The organism is Enterobacter sp. R4-368 (assembly GCF_000410515.1).
Classification (GTDB): domain Bacteria; phylum Pseudomonadota; class Gammaproteobacteria; order Enterobacterales; family Enterobacteriaceae; genus Kosakonia.
The window spans coordinates 3898210-3912377 of record NC_021500.1 but is presented as its reverse complement, the minus strand read 5'-3'; the positions used below and the strand labels follow the sequence as shown (position 1 = coordinate 3912377).

The 14168-nt window shown below is 54.0% G+C and carries 10 protein-coding genes; 3 read left to right on the top strand and 7 right to left on the bottom strand.

All coding sequences use genetic code 11. The annotated features are described in order from the left end of the window. Positions 1–43 precede the first annotated feature (43 nt). The 5 genes from traT to pdhR form a co-directional block, all read right to left on the bottom strand. On the bottom strand, positions 44–775 hold the full coding sequence (gene traT / locus H650_RS18240) for a complement resistance protein TraT (RefSeq protein WP_020456571.1): 732 nt from the start codon (positions 773–775) through the stop codon (positions 44–46). Positions 776–1066: 291 nt separating this feature from the next. Then, a complete protein-coding gene (lpdA, locus tag H650_RS18235) occupies positions 1067–2491 on the bottom strand; it encodes a dihydrolipoyl dehydrogenase (protein WP_044489788.1) in 1425 nt (474 codons plus the stop codon). A gap of 204 nt (positions 2492–2695) precedes the next feature. Further along, entirely contained in the window at positions 2696–4591 is a 1896-nt protein-coding gene (aceF, locus tag H650_RS18230; protein WP_020456569.1) for a pyruvate dehydrogenase complex dihydrolipoyllysine-residue acetyltransferase, read from the bottom strand. 14 nt (positions 4592–4605) lie between these two features. Next, a complete protein-coding gene (aceE, locus tag H650_RS18225) occupies positions 4606–7269 on the bottom strand; it encodes a pyruvate dehydrogenase (acetyl-transferring), homodimeric type (protein WP_020456568.1) in 2664 nt (887 codons plus the stop codon). A gap of 179 nt (positions 7270–7448) precedes the next feature. Next, a complete protein-coding gene (gene pdhR, locus H650_RS18220; RefSeq protein WP_017457950.1) occupies positions 7449–8213 on the bottom strand; it encodes a pyruvate dehydrogenase complex transcriptional repressor PdhR in 765 nt (254 codons plus the stop codon). A 534-nt stretch (positions 8214–8747) separates the two neighbouring features. Here pdhR and aroP point away from each other — a divergent pair. The 3 genes from aroP to H650_RS18200 all read left to right on the top strand — a co-directional run bounded on the left by aroP (position 8748) and on the right by H650_RS18200 (position 12649). Next, positions 8748–10121 carry an aromatic amino acid transporter AroP gene (gene aroP, locus H650_RS18210; protein WP_110093647.1) on the top strand — a complete coding sequence of 458 codons (1374 nt, stop codon included), beginning with the start codon at positions 8748–8750 and terminating at the stop codon, positions 10119–10121. 171 nt (positions 10122–10292) lie between these two features. After that, positions 10293–11699 (top strand): glycoside-pentoside-hexuronide (GPH):cation symporter, encoded by a 1407-nt coding sequence (locus H650_RS18205; protein WP_020456565.1) that lies wholly within the window; start codon positions 10293–10295, stop codon positions 11697–11699. Continuing rightward, a complete protein-coding gene (locus H650_RS18200) occupies positions 11699–12649 on the top strand; it encodes a glycoside hydrolase family 43 protein (RefSeq protein WP_020456564.1) in 951 nt (316 codons plus the stop codon). Before H650_RS18205 ends, H650_RS18200 begins: the two co-directional genes overlap by 1 nt. A 15-nt stretch (positions 12650–12664) precedes the next feature. Here the strand turns inward: H650_RS18200 and ampE are convergent, their stop codons facing one another. Both ampE and ampD read right to left on the bottom strand, forming a co-directional pair. Next, positions 12665–13519: a beta-lactamase regulator AmpE gene (ampE, locus tag H650_RS18195; protein ID WP_020456563.1), complete on the bottom strand. Its 855-nt coding sequence runs from the start codon at positions 13517–13519 to the stop codon at positions 12665–12667. Next, positions 13516–14079 (bottom strand): 1,6-anhydro-N-acetylmuramyl-L-alanine amidase AmpD, encoded by a 564-nt coding sequence (gene ampD, locus H650_RS18190; RefSeq protein WP_020456562.1) that lies wholly within the window; start codon positions 14077–14079, stop codon positions 13516–13518. The genes ampE and ampD overlap by 4 nt, the downstream gene beginning before the upstream one ends. Positions 14080–14168 lie beyond the last annotated feature (89 nt).

Genomic DNA, 14168 nt, shown 5'->3' with positions numbered 1-14168 from the left:
TTCAGGCTACCCATGCATTCATCATGTGGAATGCAAAGGCGGCTTACATAATGTTAGCGACAGATTTCGCCAGCTGCGCTTCGAGAACCGGTTTGGCTTCTTCGAATTTCAGGTTCACTTTATTCGCGTTAGACACAACACGCGTCTGGTATTTCGCGCGGTTACCTTCTTCGGTGCTGGTTTGCAGCTTGATACCGGAAGTACCCTGACGCAGCGCTGCCACGTTGTCGGTGGTCACTTTCGCTTTGCTGCGCTCAGAGATTTGCAAATCGGTAACCATGGTGAAGTTAACGTCTTCGACCATGGCATCGGCTGCCAGCCCAACCAGGCCCGCCGCCAGACCTACACCCAGTGCCGCGCCGGAGGAGTTGCTATTGTACGCAGTAATACCCGCGCCAAGCGCCGCACCCATCGCCGCACCTTCGTAACCACTTTTCAGGTAGCCCTGGGTTTCACGCAGATCCATTTTGTCGGCTTTCAGCACGTTGGCCTGGATCCAGTAGTAAGCGGTATCCGGGGAAGAGGTCACTTTGTAACCTTTGTCGGTCAGCTCTTTTGACAGCAGCGTCTGCAAGTTGCTCATGTCTTTATCAGAGGTGTTTTTAACCTGGATATACACGGTTTTCTCAGAGGAGGGCTCCAGCCAGATGGTCTGGCTCATCTGGGTTTTCACGTCCAGATTACGTTTTTTCACCGCCGTGGTCATCGCACCACAACCCGACAGCACGAACGCAGCCAACACCACACCGACAACAGCGACTTTTTTATAAGACATAACGATTCCTTTTTTCATTCCAAACCAGGGATAAGAACTACAAATGCGGCAAACGCCGGACGGGAGCAATGAAACGAGGAAAAGTCACACAGTCCATGTCATGACGGAGCCAGAGGTGCGGGCTTGCAGCCTGCGTTATATAAAAATTCTTGGCTGAGTTATCGGCATTTTACGGAATAATCTGAGTGGAAAATGCCTACTAAAACTTATAGTTAGGTGAAAAAGGAATAAATGAGGGAAAAAGGCAAAAAAAAGCAGCCCGCAGGCTGCCTTATCTTAAACTGGCGAAACTTACTTTTTCTTCGCTTTCGGGTTCGGCAGGTCGGTAATGCTACCTTCGAACACTTCAGCCGCCAGACCGACGGATTCATGCAGCGTCGGGTGCGCGTGAATGGTCAGCGCAATGTCTTCCGCATCACAGCCCATTTCGATAGCCAGACCGATTTCACCCAGCAGCTCGCCGCCGTTGGTGCCGACAATCGCGCCACCGATAACACGGTGCGTCTCTTTGTCGAAAATCAGTTTGGTCATACCGTCAGCGCAGTCAGAAGCGATAGCACGGCCGGAAGCAGCCCACGGGAAGGTGGCGGTTTCGTAGCTGATGCCTTTCTCTTTCGCTTCTTTCTCGGTCAGACCCACCCATGCAACTTCCGGCTCGGTGTAGGCGATAGACGGGATAACTTTCGGATCGAAGTAATGTTTCTTACCGGCGATAACTTCAGCGGCCACGTGGCCTTCATGCACGCCTTTGTGCGCCAGCATCGGCTGACCGACGATATCGCCGATAGCGAAGATGTGCGGCACGTTGGTGCGCAGCTGTTTATCAACACGGATAAAGCCGCGTTCGTCCACTTCCACGCCTGCTTTGCCAGCGTCGAGGTTTTTACCGTTCGGCACACGGCCGATAGCCACCAGCACGGCGTCGTAACGCTGCGCTTCAGCAGGGGCTTTTTTGCCTTCCATGGAAACGTAAATGCCGTCTTCTTTCGCTTCAACGGCGGTCACTTTGGTTTCCAGCATCAGGTTGAATTTCTTACCGATGCGTTTGGTGAAGACTTTAACGATGTCTTTGTCTGCGGCCGGGATAACCTGGTCGAACATTTCAACCACGTCAATCTCTGAACCCAGCGCATGGTACACAGTACCCATTTCCAGACCGATGATACCGCCACCCATAACCAGCAGGCGTTTCGGTACGGATTTCAGTTCCAGGGCGTCGGTAGAATCCCATACGCGCGGATCTTCATGCGGAATGAACGGCAACTGGATCGGACGGGAACCCGCCGCGATGATAGCGTTGTCGAAGTTGATCACGGTTTTGCCGTTTTCGCCTTCCACTTCCAGGGTGTTCGCCCCGGTGAATTTACCCAGACCGTTAACCACTTTCACTTTACGGCCTTTGGCCATACCCGCCAGACCGCCGGTCAGCTGAGTGATAACTTTCTCTTTCCAGGTACGAATTTTGTCGATATCGGTTTTCGGCTCGCCGAAGACGATACCGTGTTCAGCCAGCGCTTTGGCTTCTTCGATAACTTTTGCAACGTGCAGCAGCGCTTTAGAAGGGATACAACCCACGTTCAGACAAACACCGCCGAGAGTGTTGTAACGTTCAACGATGACGGTTTCCAGACCTAAATCAGCGCAACGGAAGGCAGCAGAGTAACCTGCCGGGCCTGCCCCAAGTACCACGACCTGAGTTTTGATTTCAGTACTCATCATGACCTCTTATTGATTTCCGGCGGTCAGGGGTACTTCATGTCGCCCTTCATCCACCGGGACGTTCTATCCGCCCGCAGTTTACAAAATTGTTAACAATTTTGAAACAACAAACGGCAAACGATTTGTCCTTTTGCCCCTGATAACCCCAACAGCCTTATGAGATTACCAGAAAAAAGCCGGCCGTCAGGCCGGCTTCTTCGATTACATCACCAGACGGCGAATGTCAGACAGCATGTTGTTGATGATGGTGATAAAGCGCGCACCATCAGCACCGTCAATCACACGGTGGTCGAAGGAGAGCGAAATCGGCATCATCAAACGCGGTACGAACTCTTTACCGTTCCAGACCGGCTCCATTGCAGATTTGGAGACGCCCAGGATAGCGACTTCCGGCGCGTTCACAATCGGCGCGAAGTGGGTAGTTCCCAGGCCGCCGATGCTGGAGATGGTGAAGCAACCGCCCTGCATTTCGCCTGCGGTCAGCTTACCGTCACGCGCTTTCTTGGAAATCACCGTCAGTTCGCGGGACAGCTCGGTAACGCTCTTCTTGTTCACGTCTTTAAAGACCGGAACAACCAGACCGTTCGGGGTATCCACCGCAACACCGATGTTGATGTATTTCTTCAGTGTCAGGCGCTGACCGTCTTCAGACAGCGAGCTGTTGAAGCGTGGCATCTGCTCAAGCGCAGCAGCGACGGCTTTCATGATGAAGACAACCGGGGTGAATTTCACATCCAGTTTGCGCTTCTCAGCTTCGGCGTTCTGTTGTTTACGGAACGCTTCCAGATCGGTGATATCGGTTTTGTCGAAGTGCGTAACGTGCGGGATCATCACCCAGTTACGGCTCAGGTTCGCACCAGAGATTTTCTGAATACGGCCCAGTTCCACTTCTTCGATTTCGCCGAACTTGCTGAAGTCCACTTTCGGCCACGGCAGCAGACCCGGCAGAGAACCGCCAGTCGCGCCAGCGGCAGGTGCGGATTCAGCACGTTTCACTGCGTCTTTCACGTAAGCCTGCACGTCTTCGCGCAGGATACGGCCTTTACGACCAGTGCCTTTCACTTTCGCCAGGTTAACGCCGAATTCGCGCGCCAGGCGGCGGATCAGCGGAGTAGCGTGGACGTAAGCGTCGTTTTCCGCGAAGTCAGATTTACCTTCTGCTTTCGCAGCCGGTGCCGCAGCAGGTTTAGCAGCCTGAGCCGGGGCAGCAGATGCCGGAGCGGCAGCCGGAGCCGCGGCAGGCGCAGCGCCTTCCACTTCGAATACCATGATCAGCGAGCCTGTGGAGACTTTGTCGCCCACGTTCACTTTCAGCTCTTTAACAACACCGGCGAACGGTGCCGGGACTTCCATAGAGGCTTTGTCGCCCTCTACGGTGATCAGAGACTGTTCAGCGGAGACTTTGTCACCCACTTTCACCAGCACTTCGGTCACTTCTACTTCGTCACCGCCGATGTCAGGTACGTTGACTTCTTTCGCGCCAGCCGCAGCTGCCGGTGCGCTCGCCGCAGCCGGAGCGGCTGCCTGAGCCGGAGCCGCAGCAGGTGCAGCACCCGCCACTTCGAAGATCATGATCAGCGAGCCGGTAGAGACTTTGTCGCCGGTGTTGATTTTGATCTCTTTCACGGTGCCTGCGAACGGCGCCGGAACTTCCATAGAGGCTTTGTCGCCCTCTACGGTGATCAGAGACTGTTCTGCCGCAACGGTGTCGCCCACTTTCACCAGAATTTCGGTGACTTCAACTTCGTCACCGCCGATGTCAGGGACGTTCACTTCTTTCGCTGCCGCGGTTGCTGGCGCAGCAGCGGCCGGAGCGGCTTCTTTCTTCTCTTCTGCCGGAGCAGGTGCAGCGGCTGCTGCACCATCGGCGGAATCGAAAATCATGATCAGTTTGCCCGTCTCGGTTTTGTCGCCAACAGAGACTTTGATCTCTTTAACAACGCCAGCCTGCGGAGACGGAACTTCCATAGAGGCTTTGTCGCCTTCTACGGTGATCAGCGACTGTTCAGCGGAAACGGTGTCGCCCACTTTGACCAGAATCTCGGTGATTTCAACTTCATCAGACCCGATGTCCGGTACTTTGATTTCGATAGCCATTATCTCTTTACCTCTTACGCCAGACGCGGGTTAACTTTTTCTGCATCGATGTTGAATTTGGTGATTGCTTCCGCCACCACTTTCTTGTCGATTTCGCCACGTTTAGCCAGTTCGCCCAGTGCTGCTACCACCACGTAAGAAGCATCAACTTCGAAGTGGTGACGCAGGTTTTCACGGCTGTCGGAGCGACCGAAGCCATCAGTACCCAGTACGCGGTAGTCATCAGCCGGTACGTAAGTACGAACCTGCTCGGCGAACAGTTTCATATAGTCAGTTGATGCCACAGCCGGTGCGTCGTTCATCACCTGAGCGATGTACGGAACGCGCGGCGTTTCCAGCGGGTGAAGCATGTTCCAACGCTCACAATCCTGCCCATCACGCGCCAGTTCAGTGAAGGAGGTGACGCTGTACACGTCAGAGCCCACGCCGTAGTCGTTCGCCAGGATCTGCGCTGCTTCACGCACGTGACGCAGGATAGAACCGGAGCCCAGCAGCTGAACTTTACCTTTGCTACCGGCAACGGTTTCGAGTTTGTAGATACCCTTACGGATACCTTCCTCGGCACCTTCCGGCATCGCCGGCATGTGGTAGTTTTCGTTCAGCGTGGTGATGTAGTAGTAAATGTTCTCTTGCGCTTCACCGTACATACGTTGCAGACCGTCATGCATGATGACTGCTACTTCGTACGCATAAGACGGGTCGTAAGAGATACAGTTCGGGATAGTCAGCGACTGAATATGGCTGTGACCATCTTCGTGCTGCAGACCTTCGCCGTTCAGGGTCGTACGACCCGAAGTACCACCGATCAGGAAGCCGCGAGCCTGCTGGTCGCCAGCCTGCCAGCACAGGTCACCGATACGCTGGAACCCGAACATGGAGTAGTAGATGTAGAACGGGATCATCGGCAGGTTGTTGGTGCTGTAAGAAGTCGCAGCCGCCAGCCAGGATGCGCCAGCACCTAGTTCGTTGATGCCTTCCTGCAGGATCTGACCTTTCTCGTCTTCTTTGTAGTAAGCAACCTGCTCACGGTCCTGCGGGGTGTACTGCTGGCCGTTCGGGCTGTAAATACCAATCTGACGGAACAGACCTTCCATACCGAAGGTACGCGCTTCGTCGGCGATGATCGGCACCAGGCGATCTTTGATCGACTTGTTCTTCAGCATCACGTTCAGGGCACGCACGAAAGCGATGGTAGTGGAGATCTCTTTATTCTGCTCTTCCAGCAGCTGGGAGAAGTCTTCCAGCGCAGGCAGATCCAGTTTTTCGGTGAAGTTCGGCTGACGAGACGGCAGGTAGCCTTTCAGCGCCTGACGACGTTCGTGCAGGTATTTGTGCTCTTCAGAACCTTCCGGGAAGGTGATGTAAGAGAGGTTTTCAACCTGCTCATCGGTAACCGGAACATTGAAACGATCGCGGATATAACGCACGCCGTCCATGTTCATTTTCTTAACCTGGTGAGCGATGTTTTTACCTTCTGCGGTATCGCCCATGCCGTAACCTTTGATGGTGTGGGCCAGGATAACAGTCGCTTTGCCTTTGGTTTCACGCGCTTTTTTCAGTGCCGCGTAAACTTTCTTCGGATCGTGGCCGCCACGGTTCAGGGCCCAGATCTGCTCATCAGTCCAGTCTGCAACCAGCGCTGCGGTTTCCGGGTATTTACCGAAGAAGTGCTCACGCACGTACGCGCCATCTTTGGATTTGAAGGTCTGGTAATCGCCGTCGACGGTTTCGTTCATCAGCTGGATCAGTTTACCGCTGGTATCTTTACGCAGCAGCTCATCCCAACGACCGCCCCACATCACCTTGATAACGTTCCAGCCAGCACCTGCGAAGATACCTTCCAGTTCGTTGATGATTTTGCCGTTACCGGTTACCGGGCCATCCAGACGCTGCAGGTTACAGTTGATGATGAAGCACAGGTTGTCCAGTTTTTCACGGGTGGCGATGGTGATAGCGCCTTTGGATTCCGGCTCATCCATCTCACCGTCGCCGAGGAAGGCGTAAACGGTTTGCTCAGAGGTATCTTTCAGACCACGGTGTTCCAGATATTTCAGGAACTTCGCCTGATAGATCGCACCAATCGGGCCCAGGCCCATGGATACGGTCGGGAACTGCCAGAATTCCGGCATCAGTTTCGGGTGCGGGTAAGAGGAGAGGCCTTTACCGTGAACTTCCTGACGGAAGTTGTTCATCTGCTCTTCAGTCAGACGACCTTCCAGGAATGCACGTGCGTAGATGCCCGGAGAGATGTGGCCCTGGAAGTACACCAGGTCGCCGCCGTCTTTCTCGTTACGCGCGCGGAAGAAGTGGTTGAAGCAAACTTCATAAACGGTCGCGGAAGACTGGAAGGACGCCATGTGGCCGCCCAGCTCAAGGTCTTTTTTGGACGCGCGCAGAACCGTCATGATGGCGTTCCAGCGGATAGCTGAACGAATGCGGCGTTCCAGTTCCAGATTGCCCGGGTATTCCGGTTCATCTTCAACGGCAATAGTGTTTACATAGTTGCTCGCCCCTGTGCCAGCTGCCACTTTCACACCGCCTTTGCGGGCTTCAGAAAGGAGCTGGTCAATCAGATACTGAGCACGCTCAACACCTTCTTCACGGATGACCGATTCGATCGCCTGTTGCCAGTCGCGAGTTTCGATCGGATCCACGTCATTTTGGAAACGTTCTGACATGGGGGGTATTCCTTATCTATCTAATACGTTGATTTGTCTGGAACCTGTCCCATTGCATTCTCATGCCTTTTCGTTCAAACCACAAAAGTGCAATAAGACAGGTTCTGCGTTTAGTTGCCGCGCTCTAAAGTTTGGCGCTGGTGTTACAACTCTTCCGGTACAACCTGCACCAGAAAATCTTAATTCTTTCTCTGCTCTAACCGGCGAAGCGAGCGTTCACGACGGCTCTGCTCACGGCTACGATCCAGCAAAATCTCTTCAATAAACGCCAGGTGGCGGTGCGACGCTTCACGCGCCTCTTCCGGCTTCCCGGCCATGATCGCCGCGAAAATACTCGAGCGATGGTTGCTGACAAGCGGCAGCATTTCGCGGCGCGCGTACAGCAATTCAAAGTTCTGACGAACGTTTTGCGCCAACATGGGCTCCATGCAGCGTAGCAGATGAAGCAGCACAACATTATGTGCCGCCTCGGTTACGGCTATTTGATACTGCACGACGGCACTGGATTCCGCGTCCAAATCCCCGGACTGCTGCGCCCGCTCAATGGCCTGGTGCAGCTCGCTGATCCGCGCTTTGTCTTCATCGGTGCTGCGCAGCGCCGCGTAATATGCAGCAATGCCTTCCAGCGCGTGGCGGGTTTCAAGCAGGTCAAACTGGGATTCGGGATGATCGGCCAGAAGCTCAACCAGCGGATCGCTGAAGCTTTGCCACAGACTGCTTTGGACAAAAGTACCGCCACCCTGGCGACGAAGGAGCAGGCCTTTCGCTTCGAGGCGCTGAATGGCCTCGCGCAGTGAAGGACGAGAAACATCGAACTGTTTGGCCAGTTCGCGCTCTGGAGGCAGTTTCTCGCCGGGACGCAACGTACCTTCGAGAATCAAAAACTCCAGTTGCTGCTCAATCACATCGGAAAGTTTTGGTTGGCGGATTTTGCTGTAGGCCATTGTTCCCTGTCTCTACCACTCGCCCGGAGTAAATTGGTCTTACCAATTTCATGTTCTTGACGCTAAAGTAACAAAGTATTCACCTTCTGTCCATACAGGTTTTGATTGAAATCAGGAAACCACGCACATTTTAACAATGTTACAGAAATAGCGTTTCAAAGATGTAACCTTGCACAAATGCCTCGTTTACCACGAAAGAGGCAGTTTTAACTTTCCTGAAACGCCAATTAAGGCATGTGAACCGATTCAGTTCGCCAATATATGAATAAATATTCTTTTAATTCGCATAAAACAAAGAAATAAGGCCATTGAGGGAGTAGATGGGGTACGCAGAAACGGTTTCTTTTTTATCCGCTCGTCATCAGAGTTTCATAAAGCAGATGCATTCCCGCGCACTTATCACTATTCTGAGCCCTATGAAAGGGATTGACGAAAAAACACGTCGACATTTCGTAAACAAAAAAATACAAAAAACGGAATTTATTTATTACACGCAAACCGCAGCGTACAAATAACAACCACACACGAGGTTTCATAATGGAAGGTCAACAGCACGGCGATCAGCTAAAGCGCGGCCTTAAGAACCGCCACATTCAGCTTATCGCGCTGGGTGGCGCTATTGGGACTGGCCTGTTTCTGGGCAGCGCATCCGTCATTCAATCTGCCGGTCCGGGGATAATTCTGGGTTATGCCATTGCCGGTTTTATCGCGTTTCTCATCATGCGCCAGCTTGGCGAAATGGTGGTTGAAGAGCCGGTAGCAGGCTCATTCAGCCACTTCGCTTACAAATATTGGGGCAACTTTGCAGGCTTTGCTTCCGGCTGGAACTACTGGGTGCTGTACGTGCTGGTGGCGATGGCGGAGCTTACTGCCGTCGGGAAATATGTGCAGTTCTGGTGGCCAGAAATTCCAACATGGGTTTCCGCCGCCGTGTTCTTTGTCATTATCAACGCCATCAACCTGACCAACGTGAAAGTGTTTGGTGAGATGGAGTTCTGGTTCGCCATTATTAAGGTTTTCGCGGTTGTCGCGATGATCGTATTTGGCGGCTGGTTGCTGTTTAGCGGCAGCGCTGGCCCGCAGGCTACCGTGCGTAACCTGTGGGAACAGGGCGGTTTCCTGCCGCACGGCATCGGTGGGCTGGTGATGATGATGGCGATCATCATGTTCTCCTTCGGTGGTCTGGAACTGGTGGGGATCACCGCCGCAGAAGCCGATAACCCGGAACAAAGCATTCCGAAAGCCACCAACCAGGTTATCTACCGCATTCTGATTTTCTATGTGGGTTCGCTGGCTGTGCTGCTCTCCCTGCTGCCGTGGACGCGTGTTACGGCTGACACCAGCCCGTTTGTGCTGATCTTCCATGAACTGGGTGACTCGTTTGTGGCCAACGCGTTGAACATTGTGGTGCTGACTGCCGCGCTCTCTGTTTATAACAGCTGCGTGTACTGCAACAGCCGTATGCTGTTCGGTCTGGCGAAACAGGGCAACGCGCCGAAAATACTGCAACACGTGGATAAACGCGGCGTGCCGGTGAACACCATCATCACCTCTGCGCTGTTTACCGCGCTGTGTGTGCTGATCAACTACTTCGCCCCGGAATCCGCGTTTGGTCTGCTGATGGCGCTGGTGGTTTCCGCGCTTGTGATCAACTGGGCGATGATTAGCCTGGCGCACATGCGTTTTCGCCGCGCCAAGCAGCAGCAAGGGGTTACGCCGCGCTTCCCGGCGCTGTTCTACCCGCTGGGGAACTGGATCTGCCTGATCTTTATGGCAGCGGTACTGGTGATCATGCTGATGACAGACGGCATGGCGATCTCCGTCTACCTGATCCCGGTGTGGATTGCCATCCTCGGCGTCGGCTACCTGCTGAAGCAGAAAAACGCCAATACCGTGAAAGCGCATTAATCCTTACCCACTCCCCCTCTCCCGCCAGGGAGAGGGGTGTTATCACTGTGTTACCTTCCTCACACTTTCCTTTCCATAGCCATTTTGTCCATCTCTGCGGCCTGATCCTGCTACGCAAACAAAAATTTACAGACAAATACTTCATGCCATATCTCAAAGGGAGAACCGGCAATGGACAACAACAAACTGTCTGTTAAAGAAAAGATTGGTTATGGCATGGGCGACGCCGGATGCAACATTATCTTTGGCGCTATCATGCTGTTTGTTAACTATTTCTATACTGATATCTTCGGCCTCGCACCTGCGCTGGTTGGGGTATTACTGCTGTCGATTCGCGTGATTGATGCGGTGACTGACCCGCTAATGGGGGCGCTCGCTGACCGGACACAAAGTAAATATGGCCGTTTTCGCCCGTGGCTGTTGTGGATAGCCGTACCTTACGCCGTCTTCAGCGTGCTGATGTTCACCACGCCGGAATGGTCTTATAACAGCAAAGTTATCTATGCCTTTGTCACCTATTTCCTGTTGTCGCTGACCTATACCGCGATCAATATCCCCTACTGCTCGCTGGGCGGTGTTATCACTAACGACCCGAAAGAGCGCGTTGCCTGCCAGTCGTATCGCTTTGTGATGGTCGGCATTGCCACCCTGCTGTTGTCGCTCACGCTGCTGCCGATGGCCGAGTGGTTCGGCGGTGCGGATAAAGCCAAAGGCTACCAGATGGCGATGACGGTGCTGGCGTTTATCGGCATGTGTATGTTCCTGTTCTGCTTTGCCACCGTGCGCGAACGTATCCGCCCGGCGGTGCCAACCAATGATGATCTGAAAAAAGATTTCAAAGACGTGTGGAAAAACGATCAGTGGGTGCGCATCCTCCTGCTGACGCTCTGCAATGTTTGCCCTGGTTTTATCCGCATGGCGGCCACCATGTATTACGTCACCTGGGTGATGGGGGAAAGCACCCATTTCGCGACGATGTTTATTAGCCTTGGCGTGGTCGGCATGATGCTCGGCAGTATGCTGGCAAAAGTGCTGACCGACCGCTGGTGTAAACTGAAAGTCTTCTTCTGGACCAATATCGTGCTGGCGGTCTTCTCCTGCGCCTTTTACTTCTTTGACCCGCACGCCACGGTGCTGATTGTGGTGCTCTACTTCCTGCTGAACATTCTGCATCAGATCCCTTCCCCGCTGCACTGGTCGCTGATGGCGGATGTCGATGATTACGGCGAGTGGAAAACCGGCAAACGCATTACCGGTATGAGCTTCTCCGGCAACCTGTTCTTCCTGAAAGTGGGGCTGGCAGTTGCCGGGGCGATGGTCGGTTTCCTGCTCTCCTGGTATGGCTATGACGCCGGAGCCAAACAGCAAAGCGCCAGCGCCATTAACGGCATCATGCTGCTGTTTACCATTATTCCGGGCGTCGGCTACCTGATCACCGCAGGCGTGGTGCGCTTACTGAAAGTCGACCGTGAATTGATGAAACAGATTCAGGCGGATCTGGAAAAACGCCGCGTCAACTACCATGAACTGACCGAAAATCAGCATTTACCGGCGGGCGATAACGTAAGGAATGCATAATGGAAAACTGGCCGAACCCGTTTATTGAACAGCGCGCTGACCCGTTTATCCTGCGCCATCAAGGCGAGTATTACTTCGTTGCCTCGGTGCCGGAATATGACCGGCTGGAGATCCGCCGCGCCAGTACGCTGGAAGGCCTGCGGGATGCCGAGGGCGTGGTAGTCTGGCGCAAACCGCAAAGCGGCCCGATGAGCGAGCTTATCTGGGCACCGGAGCTGCATCACATTGATGGCAAATGGTATCTCTACTTTGCCGCGACCTGGACCAAAGCGCTGGATGCGCTGAATATGTTCCAGCACCGCATGTTCGTTCTGGAGTGCGCGGATGCCGATCCGCTCTGCGGTCGCTGGGTCGAAAAAGGCCAGGTAAAAACGCCTTTCGATACCTTTGCGCTCGATGCCACCACCTTTGAGCATCAGGGGAAACGCTGGTATTTATGGGCGCAAAAAGCGCCGCATATTGCCGGGAACTCCAACCTCTACCTGGCGGAAATGGAAAACCCGTGGACGCTGAAAGGCGAACCGGTAATGTTAAGCAAACCGGAATTTGACTGGGAGTGTCGTGGTTTTCTGGTCAATGAAGGCCCGGCGGTATTGTTCCACGGCGATAAACTCTTTGTGAGTTATTCCGCCAGCGCCACCGACGAAAATTACTGTATGGGCTTGTTGTGGATCGATATCACCGCCAACCCGCAGGATCCCAAAAACTGGCATAAATCGCCGCAGCCGGTGTTTAAAACCAGTTATGAAAACCACCAGTACGGCCCGGGGCACAACAGTTTTACGCAAACGCCGGAAGGGGAAGATGTGCTGGTCTATCACGCACGGAATTACACCGAAATTGAAGGCGATCCGCTTTACGATCCCAATCGCCATACCCGCCTGAAAACAATTCGCTGGCAAGAAAACGGGATGCCCGATTTCGGCATCCCGGCAGCGGATAATCAGTGATACTGCGGCACGCGGTTAAATCAGCGTGCCGTAAATCGTTAACAGCGCCACCACGACCACCAGCACCAGCGACGTTTTTTTCGCCATTGAGACAGCGGCTTTCGGCGTTTCGACTTTATCGGTGTGCGGCTCGCGCGCCAGCGAGAACTGCGCAAGACGCGTCAGCACCTGGTATTGTGAAGTATGGCGATCGCCCAACGACGCAAACCAGGCCGGGAGCGCTTTTTCACCGTGTCCGACCAGCGCGTAGACCACACCCGCGAGGCGCACCGGTATCCAATCCAGCAGATGCAAAATGGCGTCAATGCCAGACTGCTGACGCTCGTTTGGCGTTTTGTAACGCGCCAGCCAGTATTGCCACGCACGCAATGAGGCGTAACCGACCAGCAACACGGGTCCCCACGACGCACCGACGATAAACCAGAACATTGGCGCGAGATAAAAACGGAAGTTGATCCATACCAGCGCGTTTTGCAGCTCGCGCAGAAACTCGCGCTCGTCGCAGCCTGGCGGCACGCCGTGGATCAGCGTCAGCTCATTCGCCATTGCCGTGTGGGCATGTGCGTCATTGCGCGCTGCCGCTTTCAGATAGGCGTGATAGTGCAGCCGCACTTTACCCGCGCCGATACACAACACGCCGAGCAAAATCCACACCACCAGCAGCGGAACATTGAAAAACAGCCCATACAATGCGCGCAAAATCAGGAAGGTGACCAGCATCGCCAGCGCGGTCATCAGCAACGTCCTGAACATGGAGTAGTGTTTTACCCGCCGGAACAGCACTTCCATCCGATGATCCAGTTGCCAGTGCTCGCCCAGTTTAAACAGCCGTTCTGCTGCTAATACCAGCAACAGGGTGAATAACGTCATGGCATCTCCTTTTCTGACATACCGGCAACCAGCGCACGAAATCTCGCCCAATCAAAAGCCGGCCCGGGATCGGTCTTGCGTTCGGGGGCGATATCGCTATGCCCGGTCATATTGTCGGCAATCGACGGGTAAAGCTCAATCACCGTTCGTGTCACTGCCGCCAGCTGGCGGTATTGCGCATCGGTATAAGGCAGATGATCGGTGCCCTCAAGCTCGATACCAATGGAAAAGTCGTTACAGCGTTCCCGCCCATGATACGAAGAGACGCCTGCATGCCAGGCGCGTTTATCAAAAGGCACATACTGCACAATCTCGCCATCACGGCGAATCAGGCAGTGTGCGGAAACGCGCAGATGAACAATCTCTTCGAAGAACGGATCGGCGCTGGCATCCAGCGTGCCGGTGAACAGCGCGTCTATCCACGGGCCGCCAAATTTACCGGGGGGCAAGCTAATATTATGTACCACCAGTAATGAAGGCTGTTCATCGTCCGGGCGGCAATCAAAATGGGGAGACGGCACATGCCGCGCCTCAACCAGCCAGCCCTTGCGTAACTGCATAAGGAACTCCTTATAGAGGATGGTGCTGAAACACGCTTCAGAGTAGCATGTTTGCACTGTGTCCCGTAATGGCGTTGCCAGCAGGACAT

What these genes read in the sequence shown, in the direction of transcription:
- traT (WP_020456571.1), bottom strand. Translation starts at nt 775, where the DNA reads ATGTCTTATAAAAAAGTCGCTGTTGTCGGTGTGGTGTTGGCTGCGTTC.
- lpdA (WP_044489788.1), bottom strand. Translation starts at nt 2,491, where the DNA reads ATGAGTACTGAAATCAAAACTCAGGTCGTGGTACTTGGGGCAGGCCCG.
- aceF (WP_020456569.1), bottom strand. Translation starts at nt 4,591, where the DNA reads ATGGCTATCGAAATCAAAGTACCGGACATCGGGTCTGATGAAGTTGAA.
- aceE (WP_020456568.1), bottom strand. Translation starts at nt 7,269, where the DNA reads ATGTCAGAACGTTTCCAAAATGACGTGGATCCGATCGAAACTCGCGAC.
- pdhR (WP_017457950.1), bottom strand. Translation starts at nt 8,213, where the DNA reads ATGGCCTACAGCAAAATCCGCCAACCAAAACTTTCCGATGTGATTGAG.
- H650_RS18205 (WP_020456565.1), top strand. Translation starts at nt 10,293, where the DNA reads ATGGACAACAACAAACTGTCTGTTAAAGAAAAGATTGGTTATGGCATG.
- H650_RS18200 (WP_020456564.1), top strand. Translation starts at nt 11,699, where the DNA reads ATGGAAAACTGGCCGAACCCGTTTATTGAACAGCGCGCTGACCCGTTT.
- ampE (WP_020456563.1), bottom strand. Translation starts at nt 13,519, where the DNA reads ATGACGTTATTCACCCTGTTGCTGGTATTAGCAGCAGAACGGCTGTTT.
- ampD (WP_020456562.1), bottom strand. Translation starts at nt 14,079, where the DNA reads ATGCAGTTACGCAAGGGCTGGCTGGTTGAGGCGCGGCATGTGCCGTCT.